Genomic DNA, 24,863 nt, shown 5'->3' on the forward strand with positions numbered 1-24,863 from the left:
GCTTCCCCGCACGCCCGCCCCGCCACCGCCCCGGACCGCGGCGCGAGCGCACCCCGTCCCCCGCAGCGGGGCCCTCGCGGCCTCCGACGGGAGGCCCGGCGCCACCGTCCCGCGCCCTCCGGACGCGCCGCCCGGCGCACGGCACGGCACGACGCAAGCGCGGAAGACCTCTCGCAAAGCCGCTGTTTCTGCCACGATGCCGATTGGGCGGGGCACGGACGGCGAGCACACGGCCGCTGTTCCCCAACCTCCGGCCGGGGGGACCTCCAACCGGCACGCCTAAGACCAGTGGGAGAGTCACGGTGTATTTCGCCGCACTGCTCGCGCGCACCGAAGACGGGTGGGAAGCGAGCGACATGGAACTCGACGACGTCGAGTGCCTCAGTGATCTGATCGATCTCGCCCGTTCCGCCGCTGTCGACGACGACACGGTGGTCGCCCTCATCGAGCAGGAGGACGCCTGGTTCGGCGTCGTCCGCGTGGACGGGGAGGAGGACCCGCGGTACTTCGTATCGAACGCATCCCTCGCCGCCCGCAGCTCCTACGGCTCGATGCTTACCAAAGAGCTGCTGGGCAGCGACGAGGAGGACGACGTACTCGACGAACTGGACCTGGACGGCACCGAGGACGGCGAGGAGGAACCCGTCACCGCGCTCACGGACGAGGACGAGGACGACGAGGAGGCGGGCGGGGCCGGCGCGGAGCCGGTACCGGCCGGTCCACTCGGCGACCCCCGGCTGCTGGACGACCTCGGGGTGACCCACAAGCAGCTGATGGCCCTGGACGGGGACGCCCTCTCGGAGATCGCCGAATCGCTCGGCGCCACCGAGGTCCTGGAGGCCGTCCGCTAGTGACCGACCCGCAGGTGACCCACAGGTACGACACGCACGGCCCCGATCCCGTACGGGACCCGTGGCGGGACTCCATGCGCCTGGCGCTCCAGGAGGCCACCCGGGCGGTGCCGGCCGGCGACGTGCCGGTCGGCGCCGTCGTGCTCGGCCCGGACGGCGAGCTCCTCGCCACCGGCCACAACGAGCGCGAGGCGTCCGGCGACCCGACGGCGCACGCGGAGGTCCTGGCGCTGCGCCGGGCGGCCGCCAGGCTCGGGGAATGGCGGCTTCCGGGGTGCACCCTCGTGGTGACCCTGGAGCCGTGCGTGATGTGCGCGGGGGCGCTCGTGCAGTCGCGGGTCGCCCGCGTCGTCTACGGCGCGGACGACGAGAAGGCGGGCGCGGCCGGGTCGCTCTGGGACCTCGTACGGGACCGCAGGCTCAACCACCGGCCGGAGGTGGTCCGCGGCGTCCTCGCGGAGGAGTGCGCGCGGCAGCTGACGGACTTCTTCCGAGGGCTCTGACCGGGTCGCCGGATACGGATTTCGGCACACGGGGCACCTTGGGCTAAGCTCTCTCTCGGTAGCGTGTCCGAGCGGCCGAAGGAGCACGCCTCGAAAGCGTGTGATGGTGCAAGCTATCCGTGGGTTCAAATCCCACCGCTACCGCTCTGAGACCGAGAGCCCCGCCCCGCAAGGGTCGGGGCTCTCGGCGTTCGCGCGGCGAGGGCCGTACGGCGGCACGCGCCGCACCGGGCGAGGCCTTTGCCCGCCGACCAGCCGGCTGTCCCCTCCTTCCGCCCCCGCCCTTCCGTACCCGCCTCCCGCCTCCCGTCCGGAGGACAGCGGCGTGACCGCGCGGTCGTGCAGCCGTTGTCACGGCATGACCAAGACCCAGCGCATGCTCGCCGCCCTCGCCCTCGCGGGGGCCGCCGCGGGCCTCGCCGCTCCCGCCGCCTCGGCCGCCCCGATCGCCCCGCTCGCCCTCCCGGACCTGCCGTCGGCCGCCCCGGGCATGCCGGCGGGCGCCCAGCCCGCTTCCGTCCAGGAGATCGGCGCGAAGCTCAGCGAGGGCGCCAACCAGCTCAACCAGCTGATGGAGCTGCCGAACCACCTCGCGCCCGTGATCGCCCCCGTCCAGCCGCTCACCGACCTGGCCGGCGGCATCGAGTAGGCCCAACGGGCAGCCCGAGGCGGCAGGCGGGCGGTTCCCCGTCCCCCGGACACGCGAAGAAGGTCCCGACCGGAGTCGGGACCTTCGTCGTGTGGGACGGGGGAAGTGGCATCGGGGGGACAAGCCACTTCCCCCGACGCGGACGGAACCTGCCAGTCCGAGCCGCAGTCAGGGGGAAGCCCGCCGCTCGGACCCCGCAGTGAGGTCCTGTCCCTCACCCACCGGTTTCCTGCCAGAACCGGCGGGCTCACATCAATCCTGCGCCCGACGCACCCCTCCACGCAGCGGCAAAGGGCCCGTCGTACCGGGCCCTTGGTCCTTAAAGACCGGGTCAGTGTCCGAACCCGACCGGTTAGACTCACCCGACTTTGCAGTACCGGTTGGGGAGGCCGACACCGCTCATGGACACCAAGAAGCTCATCACGGGCGTCCTCACCGTGTTCGTCCTCTTCGTGATCATCACTCAGCCCAAACGGGCGGCCGAGATGGTGGGAATAGGTTTCCAAGGCATATCGGATGCCGCATCCGGAATCGGCGAGTTCATGACCGAACTGGTGCGCTGAACCCGTACGCTGAGGCGGTTTTCCTGATGCGCCAGCCCCCCACTCCGACGGGTGGGGGGCTTTTCACGCCCCACGAATGGGCATAATGCCCCCTTATGCCCAACTTACCCTCAACACGGCTATATACGGTGCTTGCACACAGTGCACATCTCTTGTGATGCTATGACCGCTTTTGACGGATGAGTTGACTGAAGGGGTGGCGTGACCGTGCCGGCCAGTACTGCGCCTCAGGTGCCCCCTCAGCAGGATCCCCAAGTGCCCTCCCAGCAGGAGCCCCGCCAGGAGCCGCCCGAGGATCCCCCGACCGCGCCGAGACCGCCCAGCCGGGGTGCGGACACCCGGGCCCTCACCCAGGTCCTCTTCGGTCAGCTGAAGGGCCTGGAGCCGGGCACCAGTGAGCACAGCCGGGTGCGCGGGGCCCTGATCGAGGCCAACCTCCCGCTCGTCCGGTACGCGGCCGCCCGCTTCCGCAGCCGCAACGAGCCGATGGAGGACGTGGTCCAGGTCGGCACGATCGGGCTCATCAACGCCATCGACCGGTTCGACCCGGACCGGGGGGTGCAGTTCCCGACCTTCGCGATGCCGACCGTCGTGGGCGAGATCAAGCGCTACTTCCGGGACAACGTCCGCACCGTCCACGTACCGCGCCGCCTCCACGAACTCTGGGTCCAGGTCAATGCGGCCACCGAGGACCTCACCACCCTCCACGGGCGCACCCCCACCACCCCCGAGATCGCGGAGCGGCTGCGGATCGCCGAGGACGAGGTGCTGTCCTGCATCGAGGCCGGGCGCTCGTACCACGCGACCTCACTGGAGGCCGCCCAGGAGGGCGACGGGCTGCCCGGGCTGCTGGACCGCCTGGGCTACGAGGACCCCGAGCTGGCCGGGGTCGAGCACCGCGACCTCGTCCGCCACCTCCTCGTACAGCTGCCCGAGCGCGAACAGCGGATCCTGCTCCTGCGGTACTACAACAACCTGACGCAGTCGCAGATCAGCGCGGAGCTGGGCGTCTCCCAGATGCACGTCTCCCGGTTGCTCGCCCGGAGCTTCGCCCGACTGAGATCCGCAAACAGGATCGAGGCGTAGCCGGAACGAGTAGAGATCATCTACGCGTTTCCTGACAGAACGGGCTGATCCCCCTTTGACCACTTCTGTCGCTGGAGATATATGTCGACTTGGCGCTACAGCGTGTTGCCGACATGTGACATTCTGCTGGAACCGCGTTTGCCGCAGCCCCGCCTCCGGTATTCAGGTGGAGGCTGCGTTCCTCCGACGGGCGCGCCGTACGCGACCGTCCGCGACCTCAAGGGGGTGGCATGTCCGTAGACCAGGGCAGCTCCAAGGTGCTCACGCTCGTCAAGAGCCCGGCACCGGTAGCACCGCCGGCGTCTGACCGCTCGGAAGCCATCGACACCCGAACCCTCTCCCGCTCCCTCTTCCAGCGACTTGCCGCCCTGGACACGGACAGCCCCGAACGGGCGTACGTGCGCGACACGCTGATCGAGCTGAACCTGCCGCTGGTGCGGTACGCCGCCGCCCGGTTCCGCAGCCGCAACGAGCCGATGGAAGACATCGTCCAGGTCGGCACGATCGGCCTGATCAAGGCGATCGACCGGTTCGACTGCGAACGCGGCGTGGAGTTCCCGACGTTCGCCATGCCGACCGTCGTGGGCGAGATCAAACGATTCTTTAGGGACACCTCCTGGTCCGTCCGCGTCCCGCGCAGGCTCCAGGAACTGCGCCTCGCGCTGACCAAGGCCAGCGACGAGCTCGCCCAGAAACTGGACCGCTCGCCGACCGTGCCGGAGCTCGCCGCCGTGCTCGGGGTCTCGGAGGAGGACGTGGTCGACGGGCTCGCCGTCGGCAACGCCTACACCGCCTCCTCGCTCGACTCGCCCTCCCCGGAGGACGAGGGCGGCGAGGGCTCGCTCGCGGACCGCCTCGGCTACGAGGACACCGCGCTCGAGGGTGTCGAGTACCGCGAGTCCCTCAAGCCGCTGCTGGCCAAACTCCCGCCCCGGGAACGCCAGATCATCATGCTGCGATTCTTCGCGAACATGACGCAGTCGCAGATCGGCGAGGAGGTCGGCATCTCCCAGATGCACGTCTCCCGGCTGCTGACCCGGACCCTCGCGCAGCTGCGCGTGGGCCTCATCGGCGAGTGATCTGAACCGTCCGCCCGGACGGGTTCCCAATTGACGAAGCGTCAGGAAAACTGGCGCGATGCGAACGGGATCCCGTACGGCCGCCCTTCTCGCCCTGTGCTGCACGGCCGCCGCCGGCCTCACCGGCTGCGGCGGCCCCGCCCGGGACGGCTACGTCGCCGTGGGCGCCGCGGCCCCAGGCCCCGAACGGGGGGCGGGGGAGAACGTGGCACCGCAGGGCGGGATCGAATTCCAGCAGCTCGGCGGAGCGTCCGCCGCGGGCGGTCCCACCGCCTCGGCCGAGGCGCCGCCCGGACCCCCGGCCGGCGCCGGGGCGGGTCCGCCCGCCGGCACGCCGTCGGGTCCGCCGGCCGGTACGCCCCCCGGTCCGCCGGCCGGCCCGCCCGGGTCCCGGCCCGCGGGCGGGTCCGCTCCGGGCGGCGGGGCCGCCACCGGCCCCGGCGGCAGTCCGGGCGGCTCCGGAGCGCCGGGGACCCCCGGCACACCGGGCGCGGGTACGGGTATGCCGGGCACGGGTACGCCGAGTACGCCCGGCAGGCCCGGCACGCCGTCGCCTCCGCCCTCCGGGCCGGGCACGAAGCCCCCACCGCCCCCGGTGACTCCGGCGCAGCTGACGCTGTCCACCCCGGTCAGGGCGGCCGCGGGCGACCGCTGGTGCGAGCGGGTCACCGTCACCTTCACCAACACCGGTACCACCACGGCCCGTTCCGGCACGGTCAGCTTCGCGACCCACATCATCGGCGCCCTCGGCGTCGACTGGGCCACGATCACCACGACCCAGCCGCTCCCGGGGCCCGTACCGGGCGGGGGAGCCAGGACGCAGACCTACACCGTGTGCGTGGACGCCTGGCGCGTCCCGCTGGGCATGCACGTGGAAACCCGGAAGGTCACCGCCGCCTGGAACTGAGGGGCGGCGGCACGGGTCAGCGCAGGACGAGCCACAGGGTGGCGCCGCACACGAGCGCCAGCCCGAGGGCCAGGCCCAGCCACACCCCCTTCTTCGAGCCCGCCTGCTGCTCGGCGCGCCGCTGCCGGCGCGCCCCCGGTCCGGCCTGCCGGACCGGCGCGGCCTCCTCCACGAAGGCCCGGAACATCTGGGTGCTGCCCGCGGGGTCGTAGTTGCCTTCAGGGCCCTGTGAGTTGTGGTTCGCAGCCATGGGGCAGGACCCTAGCGGGTTTTCCGATTCCTTTACCGCCCCACCCCCCTGATTCATTTGCCTGTAGCAACCATCTGCTTCTATGGTTGCTCTAAGCAACGAGATGGGGGGCTGCCCGGTGACCACTTCCACCGCTCCGACCACCGCCGGCCGGTACGAGGAGCTGGCCCGTCAGCTCACCGGGATCGGCGCGGTCAAACGTGACCTCGCCCGCATCCTCCCCCCGGAGTGCCCGCCCGGCGCCGCCGCCGTCCTGACGGTGCTCGACCGGCACGGCGAGATGCGGCTCAGCCGCCTCGCCGCGTTCATGGGCGTCGACATCTCCGTGACCAGCCGGCACGTGGCCCACGTGGCCGACCGCGGCTGGATCGAGCGCCGGGCCGACCCGGGCGACGGCCGCTGCCGGATCCTGCGGCTCACACCGGCCGGGGACGCGCTCCTCGCCGAGCTCGGCGCCCGCTACACGGAGGCGCTGGAAAGAGCGCTGGGCGACTGGTCGCCCCAGGACGTCGACGTACTGAACACCCTGCTGGCCCGACTCCGATCGAGCTTCTAGAACTGAGGAACCACATGGCTACGACCACACCCACCGGTGTGCGGGGAGGCGGCGACCGGTCGGAGACGACGTCCGACAGCACGTCCATGACGCACCCGCAGATCATGAAGGCCCTGTCCGGGCTGATGCTCGGCATGTTCGTGGCGATCCTGTCCTCCACGATCGTCTCCAACGCCCTGCCCCAGATCATCAGCGACCTCGGCGGCACCCAGTCCTCGTACACCTGGGTGGTCACCGCGGCCCTGCTGTCGATGACGGCGGCGACCCCGCTGTGGGGCAAGCTCTCGGACCTCTTCAGCAAGAAGCTGCTGGTCCAGATATCCCTGGTGATCTACGTCCTCGGCTCGGTGGTCGCGGGCCTGTCCCAGAACACCGGGATGCTCATCGCCTGCCGCGTCGTCCAGGGCATCGGGGTCGGCGGCCTGTCCGCCCTGGCCCAGATCGTGATGGCCGCGATGATCTCCCCGCGCGAACGCGGCCGGTACAGCGGCTACCTCGGTGCCGTCTTCGCCGTCGCCACGGTCGGCGGTCCCCTGCTGGGCGGTGTCATCACCGACACCGAGTGGCTCGGCTGGCGCTGGTGCTTCTACGTCGGCGTGCCCTTCGCGGTCATCGCGCTCATCGTGCTCCAGAAGACCCTGCGGCTGCCGGTGGTCCGCCGCGACGTCAAGGTCGACTGGCTGGGCGCCTTCCTGATCAGCGGGGCCGTCTCGCTGCTGCTGATCTGGGTCACGCAGGCCGGCGACTCCTATGCGTGGATCTCCTGGCAGACCTGGGTGATGACCGGCGGCTCGCTGCTGCTCGGCCTGCTGTTCGTCCTCGTCGAGTCCCGCGCGAGCGACCCGATCATCCCGCTGCGGCTGTTCCGGAACACGACCATCACCCTCGCCTCGGCGGCCTCGCTGTTCGTCGGCATCGCGATGTTCTCGACGACCGTGTTTTTCAGCCAGTTCTTCCAGCTGGCCCGGGGCGAGTCCCCCACGATGTCCGGAATCCTCACGATTCCGATGATCGCCGGGCTCTTCGTCTCCTCCACCCTTTCCGGTCAGGTGATCACCAAGACCGGTAAGTGGAAGGCCTGGCTCGTCTCCGGCGGGGTCCTCCTCACGGCCGGACTCGGTCTGCTGGGCACCCTGCGCCACGACACCCCGTACTGGCACATCGCGGTCTACATGGCGCTCACCGGCCTCGGCCTCGGCATGATGATGCAGAACCTGGTCCTCGCCACCCAGAACCAGGTGGCTCCCGAGGACCTGGGCGCGGCCAGCTCCGTCGTCACCTTCTTCCGCTCTCTCGGCGGCGCCATGGGCGTCTCCGCGCTCGGCGCCGTCATGGCCAACCGGGTCACGCACTACGTCCAGGACGGGCTGGCGGCACTGGGCCCGAAGGCCGCGGCCATGGGCCACGGCGGCACCGCCGACGGCGGGATCCCCGACCTGGGGAAGCTGCCCGCACCGGTCCGCGAGGTCGTCGAGTCCGCGTACGGGCACGGCGTCGGCGACGTCTTCCTGTACGCCGCCCCGTTCGCGCTGCTCGGCCTGGTGCTGGTGCTGTTCATCAAGGAGGTCGCCCTGAAGTCGAAGCCCTCGGCGCACGCCCCGGCGGCCGGCTCGGGTCCCACCGCGACGAGCGGGGACGCGCAGTCCGCGGTGGCCGCGCCCGCCGTGACGGCGTCGGCGTCGGCGGACGGGGCCCGGGGCTGATCCCGCAGCGCCGCACCACCCCGAGGCCACCGCCCGGCCCCGCGATCGCGGGCTCAGGCGGTGGCCTTCGCCTCGATGCCCGCGATCAGGATCTCGATCGCTGCGCGGAAATCCTCCTCGGGGGCCCGCCGAGCCGTCCCGCCGCAGCCGTGCAGGAACTGCGAGACGGCCAGACGGGCACCGGCCCGGGCGGCGTCCGCCAGGCCGGTGGCGTCGAGCAGCCGCTGGAGGGCGGCGTCGAAGGCCCGGGCATGGGGGCCGATGTTCGGGTAGGCCGCGGTGAGCGGGGCCACCCAGGGGTGCTCCGCCAGCAGCCGCCGGTGGTCCCGGGCCAGCGTCCGCAACCCGCCTGACCAGCCCGCGTCCTCCGGCTCCGGCAGGACCAGTTCGCCCAGCGCCCGGTCCAGGGCGAGTTCGAGCAGGTCGTGCCGGGTGTCCACGTACCAGTACAGGGACATCGCGGTGACCCCGAGCCCGGAGGCGAGCCGCCGCATCGAGAAGCGGGTCAGACCGTCGGTGTCGAGCAGCCGCACGGCGGCCGCGGTGATCCGCTCCCGGTCGAGGCCGGACGGGGCCTCGCTGCGGCGTCTGGCGGGTGCGGCGGGCCGGGCCGCCAGCCACACGCTGGTCCGGGTCTCACCGGGATCGGCCGCGGTCACCATGGGAAGCCCTCCTCAGACGCCCAGGGTTGAGCCCGGTATGCCCGGTGCGCCCCGTTGATCCTAGAGGGTGTCCTGCCGGTCGGGCCGGATCAGGCCTTCGGAGCGGTGAGGTCGTAGAAGGTGGCTCCTCCGACCGTGCGCGCCGTGCAGTTCTCCTTCACCCAGGTCTCGATGGCACTGCTGGTGCCGCCGCCCGGACCGCCGCCCTGGCGCATCACGGCAGCGCTCCCGCCGGCCCGGCCGCTCTCGCCGTCCGATCCACCCCGGCCGATGAAGTAGTGGATCCGCCCGGTGGCCACGTACTCCTTGAACTGCTCCAGTGTCGGCGACGGGTCGCTCCCGTTGAATCCGCCGACCGGCATCACGGGTTCGCCGGAGACCAGCTGGTAACTCGCCGCGTTCTGCGACCCGGTGGCGGCCGCGGCCCAGGTGTACCGGTCCGCGTCGGCGCGCAGGGCCGCCACGGCCTCGGCTCCGACCCGGGTGCCGCCCAGCAGCCCGCCGGGTCCGCCCTGGCCCCCGCCGGCCCGCTCGGGCCCGCGCCCGTCCTGCCCGGTGGCGGCGTCCTGACCGCCCCGGCCACCGGGGCCGCCCTGGGTACCGGGGCCGCCCGCGGCGTTCGGCATCGCCTGGCCGGGGCTGCCCTGGGGTGCGCCGCCCTGGCCTCCCGGCCCGCCCGGCGGCTGCTCGCCTCCGGCGAAGCGCATCGCGCCCGGTCCGCCGCGGCCTCCCGCCACCGCCGGGCCGGCGGTCACGATGGAACCCGCATGGCCCGTGCTCACGGTGGTCAGGCAGTACGCGAACGGGCCCGCCAGCGCGGCCCCCAGACCCAGCACGGCCACCGCCGGCAGCAGCCGGCCGACGCCCGCCCGGACACCGAGCAGCAGTCCGGCCGCCGCGATCAGCCCGGCCGCCAGGACGGTCCCGCGCAGCCACGGCAGGTAGTCGGCGGCCCGGCCGAGGAGTACGTACGACCAGACGGCCGTCAGCGCGAGCACCCCGGACAGGGTGAGGGCGGCGGGCAGGCTGCCGCGCTCCTCCCACAGCACGGCGACGCCCATCCCGATCAGCGCCGCGACGAAGGGTGCCAGCGCCACCGTGTAGTACTCGTGGAAGATGCCCTGCATGTAACTGAAGACCAGCGCGGTGATCAGCAGCGAGCCGCCCCAGGCCAGGAAGGCGGCTCGGGCCATGCCCTCCAGCGAGTCGGTGGCCCGGCCGGACCGCCAGGTGACCACCAGTCCGGCCACGAACAGGATCAGGGCCGCGGGCAGCAGCCAGGAGATCTGACCGCCGATGTCGGCCGAGAACAGCCGGTCGACGCCGGTCTCGCCCCAGCCTCCGCCCCCGCCACCGGAGCGGCCGCCGCCCCCGACGCTGCCGGTCTCGTTGCCGTTGATCCGGCCGAGGCCGTTGTAACCGAGAGTCAGTTCCAGGAAGGAATTGCTCTGCGAGCCGCCGATGTACGGGCGGGACGCGGCAGGCCAGAGCTCGACCACGGCCACCCACCAGCCGCCGGCGGCCACCGTCGCGAGACCGGCGAGCAGCAGCTGGCCCAGGCGCCTGCGCAGCCGGGTGGGTGCGCAGACGGCGTACAGCAGGGCGAGCGGCGGCAGGATCACGAAGGCCTGGAGGGTCTTGGTGAGGAAGGCGAAGCCGACGGCGACGCCGGCCCACACCAGCCACCGGGTGCGGGCCCCGTCGAGGGCCCGCAGCAGGCAGTGCACGGTGACGGTCAGCAGCAGGGTCAGCAGCGCGTCGGGATTGTTGAAGCGGAACATCAGCGCGGCCACGGGGGTCAGCGCGAAGGCAGCCCCGCTCAACAACCCCGCGGCCGGGCCGAACTGGCGGCGGACGGCCGCGTAGAGCACACCGGTGGTGGCGACGCCCATCAGGGCCTGGGGGACGAGGATCTGCCAGGAGCCCAGTCCGAAGAGCCGGACGGACAGCATCATCGGCCACAGGGAGGCCGGGGGCTTGTCGACGGTGATGGAGTTGCCGGCGTCGGAGGAGCCGAAGAAGAACGCCTTCCAGCTCTCGCTGCCCGCCTGCACCGCAGCGGAGTAGAAGGAGTTGGCGTAGCCGGAGGAGCCCAGGTTCCAGAGCAGCAGCACGGCGGTGGAGAACAGGAGCGCGGCGAGGGCGGGCCGTTCCCAGGCGGGCCGGCCTGCGGACGCGGTGGCAGCGGCCCGGCCGGATGCGGGTGGGACGGTGGCGGTGGGTACGGCCGTGGTCATCGGCCCTCCTTGGAGGAGTCGGGGGTCTTCGGCCGGGCGGCACGCCGCTCGGGGAAGACCCAGGCACGGAAGAGCAGGAAGCGCAGCACGGTGGCGGCGAGGTTGGCGGTGATGAGGACGGCCAGTTCGGTGCCGTGCCCGGGTTCCGCCGTGGCGGTACCGAGGGCGGCGAGGGAACCGCTGGTCAGGGCCAGGCCGATGGCGAACACCAGCAGCCCCTGCGCCTGGTGGCGTACGGCGCGGTGCCGGCCCCGGACACCGAAGGTCAGTCGGCGGTTGGCCGCGGTGTTGGTGACGGCGGAGAGCAGCAGGGCGGCTCCGTTGGCCGCCTGGGGGCCGGTTCCGGTACGGAAGGCGGAGTAGAGCAGCAGGTAGAACAAGGTGGACAGGGCTCCGACGGCGCAGAAGCCGAGGAGCTGGCGCGGCAGCCCCCGGTCCACGCCGGGAAGGGCGGTGCGGTCGCGCGGGTCGTCACCGAAGGGGCGGGCGAGCCGGTCGAGGGGCAGCGCTCCGACGGCGAGCGCGCGTCCGACCCGCCAGACGCCCTTGAGGTCATCGGTGGCCGTCCGCAGGATGTGGACGGTGGAGTCGGGATCGTCCACCCAGTCCACCGGGACCTCGTGGATCCGCAGCCCGGCCCGTTCGGCGAGCACCAGCAACTCCGTGTCGAAGAACCACCCGGAATCCTCCACCAGCGGCAGGAGCCGCTCGGCGACCTCGCGTCGGATGGCCTTGAACCCGCACTGGGCGTCGCTGAACCGGGCGGCGAGGGAGGAGCGCAGGAGCAGGTTGTAGGCGCGTGAGACGAACTCCCGCTTCGCTCCGCGCACCACCCGCGAGGAACGGGCGAGGCGGGTGCCGATGGCGAGGTCGGAGTGGCCGGAGATCAGCGGAGCGACCAGCGGCAGAACGGCGTTGAGGTCGGTGGAGAGGTCCACGTCCATGTACGCGAGGACGGGCGCGTCGGACCCGGACCAGACCGTGCGCAGTGCCCGGCCGCGGCCCTTCTCCTCCAGCCTGGTGCTGCGTACGCCGTCCAGCGTGGCGGCGAGGCCGGCCGCGATCTCGGGGGTGCGGTCGGTACTGGCGTTGTCGGCGACGGTGATCCGGAAGGGATAGGGGAAGGTCCGGCTGAGGTGCCCGTGCAGGCGGCGCACACAGGGTCCGAGGTCCTTCTCCTCGTTGAAGACCGGGATCACCACGTCGAGGACGGGCTCACCGGGCACGGGAGCGAGGGGCGCCCGTGCCGGAAGGGCACCGGGAGAGGCGTCGGTTGACATGCGTCGACCCTCGCGGGGCGCCCTGTCACCGCTGTGTGGTGAGCCTGTGGCCCGACTGTGGGTCCGGCGTCGCGCCGACCACGGGCCGCACGGCGAGCGGGAGCAGTACCTCGAAGCAGGTCCGGCCCGGCTCGCTCCGTACGTCGACCCGGCCTCCGTGCGCGCCCACCACGGCCTGGACGATGGCGAGACCGAGGCCGGTGGAGCCGGCCGCCCGGGACCGGGACGCGTCGCCCCGGGCGAAGCGCTCGAAGACGTGGGGAAGCAGGGCGGGCGGGATTCCGGGGCCGTCGTCCTCGATCCGGAGCCGGACGGCAGATGTTTCACGTGAAACACGGGCGGTGACCGTGGTGCCGGGCGGGGTGTGCGTACGGGCGTTGGCGAGGAGGTTGACCAGGACCTGCTGGATCCGGGCCGGGTCGGCACGCACCGGCGCGGGCTCGTCGGGAAGGCTCAGGCGCCAGTGGTGCCCGGGTCCGGCGGCCCGGGCGTCGCTGAGGGCGTCGACGACGAGCGGCGCGAGGTCGGTGTCGGTGCGGGACAGCGGCCGGCCGGCGTCCAGCCGGGCGAGCAGCAGCAGGTCCTCGACCAGACCGGTCATCCGGGTCGCCTCGGACTCGATCCGGCCGAGGGCGTGCCGGGTTTCGGGGCCGGTCTCCTCCCGCCCGCGCCGGGTCAGCTCCGCGTAACCGCGGATGGAGGCGAGCGGGGTGCGCAGCTCGTGGCTGGCGTCGGCGACGAACTGCCGTACGCGGGTCTCGCTCTGCTGACGGGCCGTGAGCGCGGAGGAGACGTGGCCCAGCATGCGGTTGAGCGCGGCGCCGACCTGGCCCACCTCGGTACGGGGATCCGCCTCGGCGTCCGGGACCCGGTCGTGGAGCGCGGGCTCGCCCCTGTGCAGCGGGAGTTCGGAGACCCGGGTGGCGGTGGCCGCAACCCGGTGCAGCGGGCGGAGGGCGACCCCGACCAGCGCCTGGCCGGCGAGGGAAGCCGCGATCAGCCCGGCCAGGGTGACGCAGGCCTCCACCGCGATCAGGGTTCCCACAGTGCGGTCGACCCCGGCCAGCGGGAAGGCAAGGGCCAGGCTGCCGTCCGGGGCGGCGACCACCCGGTACGCGCCGAGGCCGGGCAGGTCGAGGTCGGCCGCGCCCGCGCGCGGCGTCGCGGCGGCCTGCACGAGGGCGGCGGTCTGGGCGGGGGTGAGCAGCACCCGGTGGTCGCGGTCGGGCCCCTCGGCGGGAACGCTGCGGGCCCCGGTGATCTGGCCCCCCGCCTCGCGGCGGATCCCGGCGGTGCCCAGCGGAGTGCCGGGGGCCAGGACGAAGGCGAGGCTGCCGTCACGGGTCGCCTTGGCTCCGGGCCCCCGGGAGGCCATGCTCACCGCCGTCCGCAGCTCCTCGTCCAGCTGGCCCACCAGGTACGAGCGCAGGGCGAGGGTCGTGACCGTCCCGATGGCCGCGCCCACCACCGCGATCAGTGCGACCGCCGCGACGACGAGCCGGGCCCGCAGCGACCAGGGCCGCCGCCACGGCACCCGCAGGCGGTGAAGACGGCGCAGGCGGTCCGGGAGGAGCCTGACGGATGTGCCGGGCCTGACGGGTCTGCCGGGTCTGCCGCCGGCGCCGCTTCTGCCGGTGGCACCGGTGCCACCGGTGCCACCGGTGATGCTGTTCGGCACTAGTCGACCGGCTTGATCAGATAACCGGCCCCGCGCCGGGTGTGGATCACGGGCGGCAGTCCGGGACCGCTCTCCAGCTTCCGCCGCAGGTAGGAGATGTACAGCTCGACCACGTTGGCCTGGCCGCCGAAGTCGTAGGACCAGACGCGGTCCAGGATCTGCGCCTTGCTCAGCACGCGCCGGGGATTGCGCATCAGGTAGCGCAGCAGCTCGAACTCGGTGGCGGTCAGGTGGATCTCCCGGCCGGCCCGGGTCACCTCGTGGCTGTCCTCGTCGAGCCGCAGGTCGCCGACGGCCAGCACCGAGCCGCCGCGCGCCGCCTGCGCCGCGCCCGAGCGCCGGACCAGACCGCGTAGCCGGGCCACGACCTCCTCCAGGCTGAACGGCTTGGTGACGTAGTCGTCGCCGCCTGCCGTCAGGCCCGCGATGCGGTCCTCGACGGAGTCCCTGGCAGTCAGGAACAACACCGGGACCTGGGGGATCTCGCGGCGGAGCCGGCCGAGGACGGCCAGCCCGTCCATGTCCGGGAGCATGATGTCGAGGACAACGACGTCCGGCCGGAACTCCCGCGCCGCCCGCACCGCGGCCGCCCCGTCCCCCGCACTGCGGACTTCGCAGCCCTCGTAGCGCAGGGCCATGGACAGCAGCTCGGAGAGCGAGGCCTCGTCGTCGACGACGAGCACCCGGCAGGGTCCTCCGTCGGGCCGCACCAGGGCCGCGGGGTTGCTGGTGGACGTGGACGCGGGGGAGGTGGTCGTCGCAGTCATGCGACCACGCTGACCGTCACCTCTGAGAGCGTTCTTGTCCCTTCCTGTGATTCTCCTGAGAAACGCCGCTCAGGCGTCGAGCCGGAACAGGCGGGCGCCGTTGTCGTGACAGACCGCCCGCAGCCAGTCGTCACCGAGACCGAGCCGTTCGAGAGCGGCGAGCTGGTGCTCATAGGGGTAGGGGATGTTCGGGAAGTCCGTGCCCAGGAGGATGCGGTCGCCGAGGTCCGCGAGGCGGCCGAGTTCGCCCGCCGGGAAGCCGCTGAACTGCTCGGAGAAGTCGGTGAAGGCCATGGTGGTGTCGAGGCGCACCCGGTCGTACCGGTCGGCGAGGCCGAGGAAGTCCGTGTACTCGGGCATGCCCATGTGGGCGACGATCAGTGGCAGCCGCGGGTGCCGGGCCAGCAGCCGGGCGACCGGCTCCGGTCCGGTGTGCTTGCCGGGGACGGGGCCCGAACCGCAGTGGATCACGGTCGGGACCCCTGCTTCGGCGAGCAGCCCCCACACGGGGTCGAGGCGCTCGTCGTTGGGGTCGTACCCGCCGACCTGGAGGTGGGCCTTGAAGATCCGGGCCCCGGCGTCCAGTGCCCGACCGACGTACGCGCGCACGCCCTCCTCGGGGAAGAAGGTCGCGGTGTGCAGGCAGTCGGGGGTCCGTGCGGCGAAATCGGCGGACCAGGCGTTGAGCCAGGCGGCCATCGCCGGCTTGTGGGGGTAGAGCATGGCCGTGAAGGCCCGGACCCCGAACTCCCGCAGGAGCGCGACCCGCTGCTCCTCCTCGTGCCGGTAGGTGATGGGCCACTCGACTCCGGTCAGCGGGCCGACCGCGTCGAAATGGTCCCAGACCTTGTCCATGACCCGCTCGGGCATGAAGTGGGTGTGGACGTCCACCAGTCCGGGCAGCCCGAGCCGCTCCCGGAAGGCGCGGACCGCCTCAGCCGTTCCGGACAAAGCCGTGGCTCCGCTCGACCGTCGCGACGTGCAGGGTGTAGCTCTCGTACCAGTCGGCGCGGCCCTGCTTCATGGCCGCCTGGTGCTCCAGGTCCTCCCGCCACGCGGTGAGGGACTCGTGGTCGCGGAAGTAGGCGACGGTGATGCCGAGACCCCCGGGGGTGCGCGCGGACTCGTACCCGAGGAAGCCCGGAATCGCGCGGACGATCTCGCCCATCCGGGCGAGGGTCTCCGCGTAGCCGTCGTCCTCGGGGGTGCGCACGCTGCTGAAGACCGCCATCAGGTACGGCGGTTCGAAGGCCTGTACGGGCTGGATGCTCATGGCCACCACCCTCGGCGGCCCGCCCCGCCCTGTCCACCGGAATCCGGTCCACGGGCCCGAAGGGATCCAAGATTTGACCTTGCCCGGCCCCGCGGGCGGTGACTCCCCGGCGTACCAGCGGACAGCGCTCCTCAGAAGAGCCCGTCCTGGCCGGTCGCCGGGGTGATGTCCGGGACCTCGACCACCGGCACGGCCGTCACCGGCTCGCCCTCGGGGGCCCGGAGTTCCCAGCCAGCCAACAGCCTGGTGTCCACCACGAGCCCGTCGGCGAGGTGCAGATCGGGTCCGGCCGCCCCGGCCAGCCGTCCCGCCACGATCCCGCCGGGGACCATGTGCGTGATCACCCGGACGGACGGAGGCAGTCCGTCCAGCCCGAACGGACCGGCGTGGTCCGCGATGTCACAGGGAAGCCGCTCCAGCGACTCCGGCCACCCCGGCAGCGCGGCCGCCCGGGCGTGCAACTCAGCCGCCTCCCGGGCCCGTTCGGACGCGGGCGGCAGCTGCGCACGGACGGCGCGCTTGCGGGCGTACGCGATCCGGTCGGGCACCCCGAGGGCCGCCCGCAGCAGCTCCTCGGTGCGCCGGGTGGCCATCAGCGGGCCGCGCCCCAGCCAGGTCCACGTCACCGCCCCCTGCTCCAGCAGCCGGGCAGGCCCCCGCTCCTCGGCGGTGATGCCGACCTTGACCAAGCCTGGTCCGAACCACGCCAAGTAGACGCGGTACGTCCGCGGATCGGCCGCGTTCGTGTCCGCGGCCACGGAGAACGACCGGTCGAGGCGGGCGCATTCGGGGCACTGCGCGTTTCCGGTCCGGGCGGGCACCGTGGCCCCCGTGGGACAGGCGGTCCGCTTCCCGGCCCGCCGTACGCCGAGGCAGTGCCGCTCGCCGCGCGCGACGAAGGCCAGCTGCTGCCCGTAGGCGAGCACGCTCGACCGCTCCCCGCGCCCCTCCCCGAGCCAGCCGATGGCGGGACGCTCCCCCTTCCACCGGATCCCGGTGCACCACCAGCTCACAGCGGGAGCGGCCGCTCGAAGAAGGTCTCCAGGACGACCGTGGCGTGCGTGCCGCTGACGCCGTCGATGGCGTAGAGGCGGCGCAGGACGTCCTGCAACTGGCCGGTGGAGGCCGTCCGCACCTTGACCAGCACCGAAGCGCTGCCCGCGATGATGTGCGCCTCCTGGATCTCGGGGATCTCGGCGAAAGCCGCGCCGGACTCTCCCATCCAGGCGTTGGAGTCGACCATCACGTAGGCGAGGACCCCGCTGCCGACCGCGGCCGGATCGACGTCCACGGTCGTCCGCCGGATGACCCCGCGCTCGCGCAGCTTGCGCACACGCTCGTGGGTGGCTCCGGCCGACAGCCCGACGGCGGCGCCCAGGGCGGCGTACGACTGACCCGCGTCCTGCTGCAGGCGCAGGACCAGCGCCCGGTCGATGTCGTCCACGCGATCTTCCTCTCATGAGCCCGTTGGTCTTGCGAGGACGGTACCCGATCCGGCAATCTCACCATCACGCCGAACATCATTCGGCATTTCAATCTCAGGGGGAATGATGTCCACCATTGCCGGCCCTGCCCTGTACGAGGTCCTGGACGAACGGTTCCGCACCGGCCGCTGCACCAACGGGGACGCCCGGCTGGAACGGCTCCACGACGACTGCCGCTGGGCGGAAGGTCCGCTCTACCTGCCCGCCTGGCGCCAGCTCGTGTGGAGCGACATCCCCAATGACCGGATGCTGCGCTGGGACGAGGCGAGCGGCTCGGTATCCGTCTTCCGCTCCCCGGCCGGCCACCCCAACGGCAACACCCTGGACCGCGAAGGCCGCCTGATCACCTGCGAGCAGGGCAACCGGCGCGTCACCCGTACGGAGCCGGACGGCACCCTCACCGTCATCGCCGACCGCTTCGAAGGCAAGCGGCTCAACAGCCCGAACGACGCCGTGGTCCGCTCGGACGGCTCCGTCTGGTTCTCGGACCCGGACTTCGGCATCACCAGCGACTACGAAGGCCGGCGGGCGCCCGGTGAGATCGGCGCCTGCAACCTCTACCGGGCCGACCCCGCCACCGGCACGGTCCGCCTGGTGGCGGACGGCTTCCTCGGCCCGAACGGCCTCGTCTTCTCCCCCGACGAGAGCGAGCTCTTCGCGGCGGACACCCGGGCCGGACACATCCGCGCGTTCAAGGTCACCGCCGACGGTTCGCTGACCGGCGACCGGGTCTTCACCCCATGCCCCTCGGTCGACAACATCCGCTTCGACGACGCAGGCAGGCTGTGGGCGGCGGCGATGGAGGCGGGCGTCCACTGCTACGCCCCGGACGGCACCCTCATCGGCCGCGTCCGCGTCCCCGAACCGGTCTCGAACATCGCCTTCGGCGGCCCCAAGAACAACCGCCTCTTCATCACCGCCACCACGTCCCTCTACTCCCTGGTGATGTCGGTGACCGGCCTCCCCCGGGTCCTCTAGCGGGCGACGAACTGCGTCAGGATCGCCTGGACCTCGTAGATGTCGACGCCTTTGGTGAAGGTCTTCTCGATCGGTGCCGCGCTACCGGATATCCAGATCTTGAGCTCGGCATCGAGATCGAAATGACCGGCCGTCTCCACGGCGAAGTGCGTGATGCTCCGATAGGGGACGGAGTGGTACTCCACCTTCTTCCCCGTGAGCCCCTGCTTGTCGACGAACACCAGTCGCCGGTCGGTGAACAGGATGGTGTCCCGGATCAGCACGTACGCCGCGTGCACCTGCTCGCCCTGCCCCAGCAGCCGCGCGTAGTCCCGCTGCGCCGACACGTGGTCGACGGTGTGCGCATTCCCGAACAGTCCCATGGGAGCCCCCTCTTCCTCAGGTTCGGTCGATCTCCCGGAACACTATCCGTGGCCGCCTCCCGTCCACGTCCCCCGGCAGAGCCAGATCTTCCCTGACTACTCCCGGGGGACCGCCTCCTCATCAAGGAGGAGACCAGGCCACACCCGACACCACATCCGGCGCCGGCCGCAGGCCCCACGGCAGTGCCGCCCCCCAGGCGCCCTCAGCCGCTCGCCCCTGCCGCGAGCAGCTCCAGCACCTGCTCCGGCGTCCAGTTCCCGGCCGCACCCGGACGCGAGGCCAGGTAGTCGGCGATGCCCGCCTCCTCCCACTGCCCCGACTCCAGCAGGCCGCCCGCCACATACCGCAGGTACCCGGCGGACGGCATGACCAGCTCGACGTCCCGGAGCGTCCACGGGGCGGTGAAGGTCAGCACGGGGATCCCCTCGATGGTGCCCGGGCAGATGAGCGTCTCGTACCGCCCGGCGCCCAACTCGTCGCGACCCTCGCGCAACACCCTGGTCAGGTCCACGTCCGCTCCCGGCTCCTCGTACATCTCCTGCGCGGCGATGTCCGACACCTGCCCCACGGTCACCAGGTGCGCCCGCCCCCTCAGCCGGCCGGGCGCCGTCGGGTCGTAGAAGCCCCTGCCCCCCATCCACACGGGGGACCACGTGGCGAAGTAGAGCGAACCTTCGAGCTCGACGGCGATCGACCGTTCCGGCGCACTGCGGTCCCGGCAGCCCGGGTACCTCCGCGCCGCACCGGGAGGGGCACCGCCCGCGATGTAGGAGCTCAGCCGCCCCATGTGCATGTTGGAGCCGTAGGACGCGTACCAGACGCGCTCGGGCACGGGCAGTTCACGGCTGAGGGGGGCCACGGTGTGGACGGCCATGCACTGCTCCTCACTACGCCAGAAGCCCCCCGGGATGATCCCGGGGGGCTTCTGGTCGACGTGCACTCGGCAGGATTCGAACCTGCAACCTTCTGATCCGTAGTCAGATGCTCTATCCGTTAAGCTACGAGTGCTTGGCTTGCTGGGGTTTTGCGCCCCGTTGGCCTTGCGAGAACAACAATACATGGACCTCGCCGGGACGCGAAATCCATTAGCCAAACCGCCTCCGACCTGCGGAAACGGCTTGGAAGAAGATCGTCCAGTTGGGTCCGGGCGGATGCCCCTCGGCCACACGTACGCCGCAAGCGGGCCGGAACGCACCGAAGCCCCGGTCCGCATGGACCGGGGCTTCGTGAAGTGCGGAGGCGGAGGGATTTGAACCCTCGATGGGGGGTAAGCCCCAAACCGCATTAGCAGTGCGGCGCCATAGACCGGACTAGGCGACGCCTCCAGCACACCCTCGCGTACGAAGGTGCGTGCAGATGATGACACAGGCGCGGGGCCGGTCACCAATCCGCTCCCACGGTACTAGGACCAGAGGGCGGAGGGCAAAGCCTTAATACCGTCCCGGACGCAACGTAGGCGGGCCCCCGTCGTTGGTCAGGCGTACGACGTACGGACGACCTGGAGTGCCTCATGCTGCGTCTCGCCGCCTTCGCCGTCACCTCAGCCCTGGCCGCCGCGGCGGCCGGGCCGCTGCCCCCGCTCCCCCTGGGACGGCTGCTGGCCGGGCCCGACCGCCTCGCCATCTCCATGGCCGAGACCGGGAACGCCCGGCTGGACCGGGAGTACCGGCTCGAATGCGACCCCGTGGGCGGTGATCACCCGTGGAAGGAGGAGTCCTGCGCGCGGCTGGCCCAGCTCGCCGGGGAGGGGAAGGACCCGTTCGCGCCCGTCTCCAAGCGGCAGCTCTGCACCATGCAGCACGGGGGCCCGGCCACCGCCCGGATCACCGGAACCTGGCGCGGACAGAAGGTGGACACCACCTTCCGGCGGACCAACGGATGCGAGATCACCCGCTGGGACGAGTTGGAACCTCTGCTTCCGCCTGGGCGTTCCTGACCTGCGAGGATGCGCCGCTCGGGCGGTATCCACCACGCATCCGCCCTCCCGCCGCGGGGCTGTGGCCTTAGACTCCTCCCGTGACTTGCCGGTAGTTGTGGTCAGGGAGGAAGCTCGTCGTGAGCAGCAGGCCATCCCGAGGCGCTGCTCGCCTCGCAGCAATACTCGACGCTCTTCCGGACGCGCTGTTGCTCGTCAACGCCAACGGCACTGTCGTCAACGCGAATTCGATCGCCCTCGAGGTGATGGAGAGCCCGGGCACGGGCCTCGTCGGCCGGGGCGTGCTCGACCTCCTGCCCGAGTTCGACTCCAAGCTGATCCCCGGTTCGATGCGCCGGCCCGGCGAGGACGACGGGGGCCGGGCCAAGCCCGCCCGGATGATCGCCCGCCGGACCGACGGCAGCGAGTTCCCGGTCGAGGTCACCAGCGCCCATCTCGACGGTCGCGACGCCTACCGCGAGCCGCAGCCCGCCTACACCGGCGACGAGCTGCTGATGCTCGTCGTACGGGACCTCTCGCAGACCGTGGACACCGAGGCCGAGCTGGCCCGCTCCCAGCGGCAGACCGAAATGATCCTGCGGGCCGCCGCCGAGGGCGTCGTCGGCACCGACACCGACGGACGGGTGGTGCTGGTCAATCCCGCCGCCGCGCAGATCCTCGGCTACCGCGCCACCGACCTCGGCAACCGCGAACTGCACGGGCTGGTCCAGCACTCGCGCGCCGACGGCTCCCCGTTCCCCTTCGAGGAGTCACCTCTCGCCGACACCCTGCGCAGCGGACGCAAGCACCGCGTGCGCGGGCAGGTGCTGTGGAACAAGGCCGGCCAGCCGGTGGCCGTCGACCTGACCACCTCTCCCGTGCGGGACGGCGAGCAGCTCGTCGGCGCCGTCATGACCTTCACCGACCGGCGGCCCTACGACGCCCTCGCCGCGCGCCACGCCCAGCTGCTGGCCGTCCTCGGCGACTCGCTGCGCGGGCCGCTGGACGAGCTGCGCGGGGAGCTGGCCACGCTCGCCGCCGATGACGCGGGACAGCTGTGGCCCGAGGCCAACCAGCTGCTGCACCACCTGGCCGCCGGGTACTCGCGGATGACGACACTCGTGGACAACGTGCTCGGCTACCAGCGCCTGGACGCCGGCAGCGACCGGCTCAAGAAGAAGAAGGTCCTGATCAACGGCGTCGTCGCCGCCGGTGTCGACGGTGCGGTCGAGTTGATCGGGCCGGGGCGCGCGCAGTTCGCCGTCCATGCCCCGACGATCGAGGCCGAGGTCGACGCGGACCGCATCGCGACCGCGCTCGCGCATCTGGTCGCGGACGTCGCGGGGGTGGACGCGACGGGCAAGACCCGTCAGGGCAGCGGCTACAGCGACTCGACGATCGTGGTGGCGGCCGCACAGCGCGGTGACGTCGTACGGATCGAGGTGCGCGGCCCGTACGAGGGCGGGAACCCGGTGCACGAGCCGATCGTGCGGGGCATCGTCTCCGCGCACGGCGGCGTACTGCAGACCGTGGAGGTTCCCGGCGCGCCCGGCGGGGCGTACGTACTGGAGCTGCCGCTGGGCGCCGGAGCCGGAACGGTGACCCTGCCGGAGCCGGCGGAGGAGCCCGCACCGGCCGCGGCCGACGAGGCTCCCGCGGGGAAGGTGTCCGGCGGACGGCGAGCACGGCGCGGAGTGGATGCGTTCCTGGACGACGACGGACCGCAGGGGTCCGGAGCCGCGAAGGCCGCCGACGGCGGCGCCGGCGCGCTGGCGCTGCCGTCCGGGCGGCGCCGGGCGGGCGAGTCCGGCCCCGATCCGGACGGCGCCGGGGCTGGGTCCGGGCTGGCCCAGTCCCCGGTGAACCCGGCGGGGCTCGGCACCGGCCGACGCCGGGGCCGCGACGGTGACGGCAGCGGCGAGGGCGGTCAGGGCGGGGCCGGACGGCCCGTTCCCCCGCAGGGCACCGCCATGCCGGCGCTGCCGCCCGTACCCCCGGCTCCCGTGGCCGTACCTCCGGTTCCCATGACCGAACATCCCGCCGGGCGCCGCCGGGCGCTGGGTCCGGCCGGTCCGGCGCAGCAGCCGGGCGGTCCCGTACCGGCGACCGGGCTCGGGCCGACTCCCGCCCCGGCTCCCGCACGGCCCATCGCCCCCGAGGGCGGCTTCGCCCTGCCCCCGGGACCGACCCCCGCTCCGCCGGCCGCTCAGGCCCACGCCATGGCCGGAGCGGCTCCCGCCCCCGCCGAGGCCGAGGGCGACCCGGACGGCCCCGGCGGCCGCCGGGGGCGCCGGGTGCTGGGCGCGCCCGGGGCCGAACCCGAGGCCGGCGCCGCGCAGCCCGTCGCGGGCGCATCGGACGCCACGGAGGCGGCACAGCCGACCGGCCGGCGCCGTGCGCTGCCCGCCACTCCCGTGTGGCCGGTCCCTGCGGCCCGGACGGCCACCGAGGACGACGAGGCCGCCGGCCGGCCCGCGGTCCCCGGGGCCCGGCAGCCGAAGGACGTCCCGGCGGAGGAGCAGCCGGGGCAGCCGATCAACGTGCGCGCCCTCAACACCCTCGGCCAGGGCATCGTCGTGGACCCGAACGGTTCGGGTTCCGGCCGCCGGCGCCGGCTCGCCGAGCCCGCCCCCCAGGGCAGGGCCTTCGCCATAGGAGCGCCCGAGGCGGGTTCCGACGAGGGCCCGGAGCCGCTGGACGGTCCCGGTGGCGCCGTCGAGGTGGTCAACCGGCCCGTGCCGCGCCCCGTCGACGACGAACTCCCGCCCGAGCCCCTGGACAACCCGCGGCGTCTCCTGGTGTGGCCCGCGCCCGACGTGCAGACGCAGCAGGCGCTCAGCGACCGTGGCTACCGCCCGGTGATCGTGCACTCCCGCGAGGAGGTGGACGCCCAGATCGCCGCGTTCCCCGCCGCGCTGTTCGTCGACCCGCTGACCGGGCCGATCACCCGGACCGCCCTGCAGTCCCTGCGTCAGGCCGCGGTGGCCGCGGAGGTCCCCGTACTGGTCACAGCCGGGCTGGGGCACGCCACGCGCGAGGCCGCGTACGGGGCCGATCCGGCCGTGCTCCTCAAGGCGCTCGCGCCGCGCGACAGCGAGCAGCACCCTTCCCGGGTACTGCTGATCGAGGAGCACGACGAGATCGCCACCGCGCTGACCGCCGCCCTGGAGCGGCGGGGCCTCCAGGTCGCGCGGGCCGGAGCCGATACCGACGCCGTGGAACTGGCGACCCGGATCCGGCCCAATCTGGTGGTCATGGACCTGATGCAGGTACGCCGCCGGCGGGCCGGGATCGTGGACTGGCTGCGTGCCAACGGGCACCTGAACCGCACGCCGCTGGTCGTCTACACGACGGCCGGCATCGACCCGGCGGAACTGCCGAGGCTGGCCTCCGGCGAGAGCGTGCTCTTCCTCGCCGAGCGGGCCACCACCGCGGACGTCCAGGGCCGCATCGTGGACCTGCTGGCCAAGATCGGCACCAACTAGTAATCCTGGGCCGATGGCCATCATCAGCACGAGCGAGCAGACGGTCCCCGCCGACAACGGGGAGGTGAACCTGCTGATCGCCCGGCAGGTGGAGCCGGGGCACGAGGAGAACTTCGAGGCCTGGGCCCACGGCATCCTGGAGACGGCGGCGGGCTTCCCGGATCACCTCGGGTACGGGCTCTTCCGCCCGGCGTCGGAGGGCGAGCCGTGGTTCCTGGTCCACCGGTTCCGCAGTCAGGAGGCCTTCCAGCGCTGGCAGGACTCCCCGGAGCGGGCGCAGTGGTTCTCCAACTGCCTCGGCCACCACCACACGGAGATAGCCCGCCGTGAGCTGCACGGCATGGAGACCTGGTTCGCCAAGCCGGGTACGACCCGGCCCGCGCCGCCGCGGTGGAAGATGGCGATCAGCTCGGGGCTGGCCATCTTCCCGATCTCGCTCGCCGGCAACGCGGTGCTCGGGCCGTACCTGGTGGATCTGCACTTCGTACTGCGGACGGCCGCCTTTGCGGTCGTCTTCAGCTCCCTGATGACCTACGTGGCCATGCCCGCCGTCAGCAAGCTGCTGCGGCCATGGCTCACCAAGGGCTGAGACCG

Annotated in this window: 25 protein-coding genes and 3 tRNA genes; 14 read left to right on the forward strand and 14 right to left on the reverse strand. The window is 72.6% G+C overall.

Annotation, left to right across the window (positions count from 1 at the left end; all coding sequences use genetic code 11):
- Positions 1-302: 302 nt before the first annotated feature.
- The 8 genes from ACFWUZ_RS10785 to ACFWUZ_RS10820 all read left to right on the forward strand — a co-directional run bounded on the left by ACFWUZ_RS10785 (position 303) and on the right by ACFWUZ_RS10820 (position 5,638).
- On the forward strand, positions 303-851 hold the full coding sequence (locus ACFWUZ_RS10785) for a hypothetical protein (protein ID WP_384370475.1): 549 nt from the start codon (positions 303-305) through the stop codon (positions 849-851).
- Between the two features lie 74 nt (positions 852-925).
- The gene (gene tadA / locus ACFWUZ_RS10790; protein WP_384370848.1) at positions 926-1,354 is read left to right on the forward strand and encodes a tRNA adenosine(34) deaminase TadA; all 429 of its coding nucleotides are present in this window, start codon (positions 926-928) and stop codon (positions 1,352-1,354) included.
- A 57-nt stretch (positions 1,355-1,411) separates the two neighbouring features.
- Positions 1,412-1,498: transfer RNA gene (locus ACFWUZ_RS10795), tRNA-Ser, on the forward strand.
- 214 nt (positions 1,499-1,712) lie between these two features.
- On the forward strand, positions 1,713-2,003 hold the full coding sequence (locus tag ACFWUZ_RS10800; RefSeq protein WP_384370478.1) for a hypothetical protein: 291 nt from the start codon (positions 1,713-1,715) through the stop codon (positions 2,001-2,003).
- Between the two features lie 401 nt (positions 2,004-2,404).
- Positions 2,405-2,566 carry a hypothetical protein gene (locus ACFWUZ_RS10805; RefSeq protein ID WP_167347253.1) on the forward strand — a complete coding sequence of 54 codons (162 nt, stop codon included), beginning with the start codon at positions 2,405-2,407 and terminating at the stop codon, positions 2,564-2,566.
- Positions 2,567-2,767: 201 nt separating this feature from the next.
- The gene (locus ACFWUZ_RS10810; protein WP_384370481.1) at positions 2,768-3,652 is read left to right on the forward strand and encodes an RNA polymerase sigma factor SigF; all 885 of its coding nucleotides are present in this window, start codon (positions 2,768-2,770) and stop codon (positions 3,650-3,652) included.
- Between the two features lie 230 nt (positions 3,653-3,882).
- On the forward strand, positions 3,883-4,731 hold the full coding sequence (locus ACFWUZ_RS10815; protein ID WP_384370484.1) for an RNA polymerase sigma factor SigF: 849 nt from the start codon (positions 3,883-3,885) through the stop codon (positions 4,729-4,731).
- A gap of 58 nt (positions 4,732-4,789) precedes the next feature.
- A complete protein-coding gene (locus tag ACFWUZ_RS10820) occupies positions 4,790-5,638 on the forward strand; it encodes a hypothetical protein (RefSeq protein WP_384370487.1) in 849 nt (282 codons plus the stop codon).
- Between the two features lie 16 nt (positions 5,639-5,654).
- Here the strand turns inward: ACFWUZ_RS10820 and ACFWUZ_RS10825 are convergent, their stop codons facing one another.
- Complete coding sequence (locus ACFWUZ_RS10825; protein WP_384370490.1) at positions 5,655-5,888, reverse strand: hypothetical protein; 234 nt, start codon at positions 5,886-5,888, stop codon at positions 5,655-5,657.
- Positions 5,889-5,991: 103 nt separating this feature from the next.
- Between ACFWUZ_RS10825 and ACFWUZ_RS10830 the strand changes: the two genes are divergently transcribed.
- Together ACFWUZ_RS10830 and ACFWUZ_RS10835 are read left to right on the forward strand one after the other, a co-directional pair.
- Positions 5,992-6,444 carry a MarR family winged helix-turn-helix transcriptional regulator gene (locus ACFWUZ_RS10830; RefSeq protein ID WP_384370850.1) on the forward strand — a complete coding sequence of 151 codons (453 nt, stop codon included), beginning with the start codon at positions 5,992-5,994 and terminating at the stop codon, positions 6,442-6,444.
- Positions 6,445-6,458: 14 nt separating this feature from the next.
- Positions 6,459-8,147: an MDR family MFS transporter gene (locus ACFWUZ_RS10835; RefSeq protein ID WP_384370493.1), complete on the forward strand. Its 1,689-nt coding sequence runs from the start codon at positions 6,459-6,461 to the stop codon at positions 8,145-8,147.
- 53 nt (positions 8,148-8,200) lie between these two features.
- On the opposite strand, the gene ACFWUZ_RS10840 is transcribed toward ACFWUZ_RS10835, so the two are convergent.
- From ACFWUZ_RS10840 to ACFWUZ_RS10880, 9 genes are all read right to left on the reverse strand, one after another.
- Positions 8,201-8,809 carry a TetR/AcrR family transcriptional regulator gene (locus ACFWUZ_RS10840; protein WP_384370495.1) on the reverse strand — a complete coding sequence of 203 codons (609 nt, stop codon included), beginning with the start codon at positions 8,807-8,809 and terminating at the stop codon, positions 8,201-8,203.
- Positions 8,810-8,898: 89 nt separating this feature from the next.
- Positions 8,899-11,046, reverse strand: a complete 2,148-nt coding sequence (locus ACFWUZ_RS10845; RefSeq protein WP_384370498.1) for an ArnT family glycosyltransferase — start codon at positions 11,044-11,046, stop codon at positions 8,899-8,901.
- Positions 11,043-12,326, reverse strand: a complete 1,284-nt coding sequence (locus ACFWUZ_RS10850) for a glycosyltransferase (RefSeq protein ID WP_384370501.1) — start codon at positions 12,324-12,326, stop codon at positions 11,043-11,045. Before ACFWUZ_RS10850 ends, ACFWUZ_RS10845 begins: the two co-directional genes overlap by 4 nt.
- Positions 12,327-12,351: 25 nt before the next feature.
- Positions 12,352-13,866: a sensor histidine kinase gene (locus ACFWUZ_RS10855; RefSeq protein ID WP_384370852.1), complete on the reverse strand. Its 1,515-nt coding sequence runs from the start codon at positions 13,864-13,866 to the stop codon at positions 12,352-12,354.
- A gap of 137 nt (positions 13,867-14,003) precedes the next feature.
- A complete protein-coding gene (locus tag ACFWUZ_RS10860) occupies positions 14,004-14,771 on the reverse strand; it encodes a response regulator transcription factor (protein WP_384370504.1) in 768 nt (255 codons plus the stop codon).
- A 69-nt stretch (positions 14,772-14,840) separates the two neighbouring features.
- A complete protein-coding gene (locus ACFWUZ_RS10865; RefSeq protein WP_384370507.1) occupies positions 14,841-15,722 on the reverse strand; it encodes an amidohydrolase family protein in 882 nt (293 codons plus the stop codon).
- The gene (locus tag ACFWUZ_RS10870; RefSeq protein ID WP_384370510.1) at positions 15,706-16,044 is read right to left on the reverse strand and encodes an antibiotic biosynthesis monooxygenase family protein; all 339 of its coding nucleotides are present in this window, start codon (positions 16,042-16,044) and stop codon (positions 15,706-15,708) included. Before ACFWUZ_RS10870 ends, ACFWUZ_RS10865 begins: the two co-directional genes overlap by 17 nt.
- A 131-nt stretch (positions 16,045-16,175) precedes the next feature.
- Positions 16,176-17,057: a DUF2797 domain-containing protein gene (locus ACFWUZ_RS10875; protein WP_384370513.1), complete on the reverse strand. Its 882-nt coding sequence runs from the start codon at positions 17,055-17,057 to the stop codon at positions 16,176-16,178.
- Entirely contained in the window at positions 17,054-17,488 is a 435-nt protein-coding gene (locus tag ACFWUZ_RS10880; RefSeq protein WP_384370516.1) for an Lrp/AsnC family transcriptional regulator, read from the reverse strand. Before ACFWUZ_RS10880 ends, ACFWUZ_RS10875 begins: the two co-directional genes overlap by 4 nt.
- Positions 17,489-17,594: 106 nt before the next feature.
- Between ACFWUZ_RS10880 and ACFWUZ_RS10885 the strand changes: the two genes are divergently transcribed.
- Entirely contained in the window at positions 17,595-18,506 is a 912-nt protein-coding gene (locus ACFWUZ_RS10885) for an SMP-30/gluconolactonase/LRE family protein (RefSeq protein WP_384370519.1), read from the forward strand.
- Here ACFWUZ_RS10885 and ACFWUZ_RS10890 read toward each other — a convergent pair.
- From ACFWUZ_RS10890 to ACFWUZ_RS10905, 4 genes are all read right to left on the reverse strand, one after another.
- On the reverse strand, positions 18,503-18,868 hold the full coding sequence (locus ACFWUZ_RS10890) for a PH domain-containing protein (RefSeq protein ID WP_384370522.1): 366 nt from the start codon (positions 18,866-18,868) through the stop codon (positions 18,503-18,505). The two genes, ACFWUZ_RS10885 and ACFWUZ_RS10890, sit on opposite strands and share 4 nt — an antisense overlap.
- Positions 18,869-19,071: 203 nt before the next feature.
- On the reverse strand, positions 19,072-19,743 hold the full coding sequence (locus ACFWUZ_RS10895) for a histone deacetylase (RefSeq protein WP_384370525.1): 672 nt from the start codon (positions 19,741-19,743) through the stop codon (positions 19,072-19,074).
- Positions 19,744-19,804: 61 nt separating this feature from the next.
- Positions 19,805-19,877 (reverse strand) — tRNA-Arg (locus ACFWUZ_RS10900).
- Between the two features lie 226 nt (positions 19,878-20,103).
- A tRNA-Ser gene (locus tag ACFWUZ_RS10905) sits at positions 20,104-20,194 on the reverse strand.
- A 185-nt stretch (positions 20,195-20,379) separates the two neighbouring features.
- Here ACFWUZ_RS10905 and ACFWUZ_RS10910 point away from each other — a divergent pair.
- The 3 genes from ACFWUZ_RS10910 (at position 20,380) to ACFWUZ_RS10920 (ending at position 24,858) form a co-directional block, all read left to right on the forward strand.
- On the forward strand, positions 20,380-20,805 hold the full coding sequence (locus ACFWUZ_RS10910) for an SSI family serine proteinase inhibitor (protein WP_384370528.1): 426 nt from the start codon (positions 20,380-20,382) through the stop codon (positions 20,803-20,805).
- A 119-nt stretch (positions 20,806-20,924) separates the two neighbouring features.
- A complete protein-coding gene (locus ACFWUZ_RS10915) occupies positions 20,925-24,269 on the forward strand; it encodes a PAS domain-containing protein (RefSeq protein ID WP_384370532.1) in 3,345 nt (1,114 codons plus the stop codon).
- Positions 24,270-24,282: 13 nt separating this feature from the next.
- The gene (locus ACFWUZ_RS10920) at positions 24,283-24,858 is read left to right on the forward strand and encodes an antibiotic biosynthesis monooxygenase (protein WP_384370535.1); all 576 of its coding nucleotides are present in this window, start codon (positions 24,283-24,285) and stop codon (positions 24,856-24,858) included.
- The last annotated feature ends 5 nt before the right edge of the window (positions 24,859-24,863 follow it).

It is taken from the genome of Streptomyces sp. NPDC058646 (assembly GCF_042716875.1).
In the GTDB taxonomy this organism is placed as follows: Bacteria; Actinomycetota; Actinomycetes; order Streptomycetales; family Streptomycetaceae; genus Streptomyces.

Excerpts from the sequence above, each read along its gene's own strand:
- tadA (WP_384370848.1), top strand. The coding sequence starts at position 926 with ATGCGCCTGGCGCTCCAGGAGGCCACCCGGGCGGTGCCGGCCGGCGAC.
- ACFWUZ_RS10800 (WP_384370478.1), top strand. The coding sequence starts at position 1,713 with ATGACCAAGACCCAGCGCATGCTCGCCGCCCTCGCCCTCGCGGGGGCC.
- ACFWUZ_RS10805 (WP_167347253.1), top strand. The coding sequence starts at position 2,405 with ATGGACACCAAGAAGCTCATCACGGGCGTCCTCACCGTGTTCGTCCTC.
- ACFWUZ_RS10815 (WP_384370484.1), top strand. The coding sequence starts at position 3,883 with ATGTCCGTAGACCAGGGCAGCTCCAAGGTGCTCACGCTCGTCAAGAGC.
- ACFWUZ_RS10820 (WP_384370487.1), top strand. The coding sequence starts at position 4,790 with ATGCGAACGGGATCCCGTACGGCCGCCCTTCTCGCCCTGTGCTGCACG.
- ACFWUZ_RS10825 (WP_384370490.1), bottom strand. The coding sequence starts at position 5,888 with ATGGCTGCGAACCACAACTCACAGGGCCCTGAAGGCAACTACGACCCC.
- ACFWUZ_RS10830 (WP_384370850.1), top strand. The coding sequence starts at position 5,992 with ATGGGGGGCTGCCCGGTGACCACTTCCACCGCTCCGACCACCGCCGGC.
- ACFWUZ_RS10835 (WP_384370493.1), top strand. The coding sequence starts at position 6,459 with ATGGCTACGACCACACCCACCGGTGTGCGGGGAGGCGGCGACCGGTCG.
- ACFWUZ_RS10840 (WP_384370495.1), bottom strand. The coding sequence starts at position 8,809 with ATGGTGACCGCGGCCGATCCCGGTGAGACCCGGACCAGCGTGTGGCTG.
- ACFWUZ_RS10845 (WP_384370498.1), bottom strand. The coding sequence starts at position 11,046 with ATGACCACGGCCGTACCCACCGCCACCGTCCCACCCGCATCCGGCCGG.
- ACFWUZ_RS10850 (WP_384370501.1), bottom strand. The coding sequence starts at position 12,326 with ATGTCAACCGACGCCTCTCCCGGTGCCCTTCCGGCACGGGCGCCCCTC.
- ACFWUZ_RS10860 (WP_384370504.1), bottom strand. The coding sequence starts at position 14,771 with ATGACTGCGACGACCACCTCCCCCGCGTCCACGTCCACCAGCAACCCC.
- ACFWUZ_RS10870 (WP_384370510.1), bottom strand. The coding sequence starts at position 16,044 with ATGAGCATCCAGCCCGTACAGGCCTTCGAACCGCCGTACCTGATGGCG.
- ACFWUZ_RS10885 (WP_384370519.1), top strand. The coding sequence starts at position 17,595 with ATGTCCACCATTGCCGGCCCTGCCCTGTACGAGGTCCTGGACGAACGG.
- ACFWUZ_RS10890 (WP_384370522.1), bottom strand. The coding sequence starts at position 18,868 with ATGGGACTGTTCGGGAATGCGCACACCGTCGACCACGTGTCGGCGCAG.
- ACFWUZ_RS10895 (WP_384370525.1), bottom strand. The coding sequence starts at position 19,743 with ATGGCCGTCCACACCGTGGCCCCCCTCAGCCGTGAACTGCCCGTGCCC.
- ACFWUZ_RS10910 (WP_384370528.1), top strand. The coding sequence starts at position 20,380 with ATGCTGCGTCTCGCCGCCTTCGCCGTCACCTCAGCCCTGGCCGCCGCG.
- ACFWUZ_RS10920 (WP_384370535.1), top strand. The coding sequence starts at position 24,283 with ATGGCCATCATCAGCACGAGCGAGCAGACGGTCCCCGCCGACAACGGG.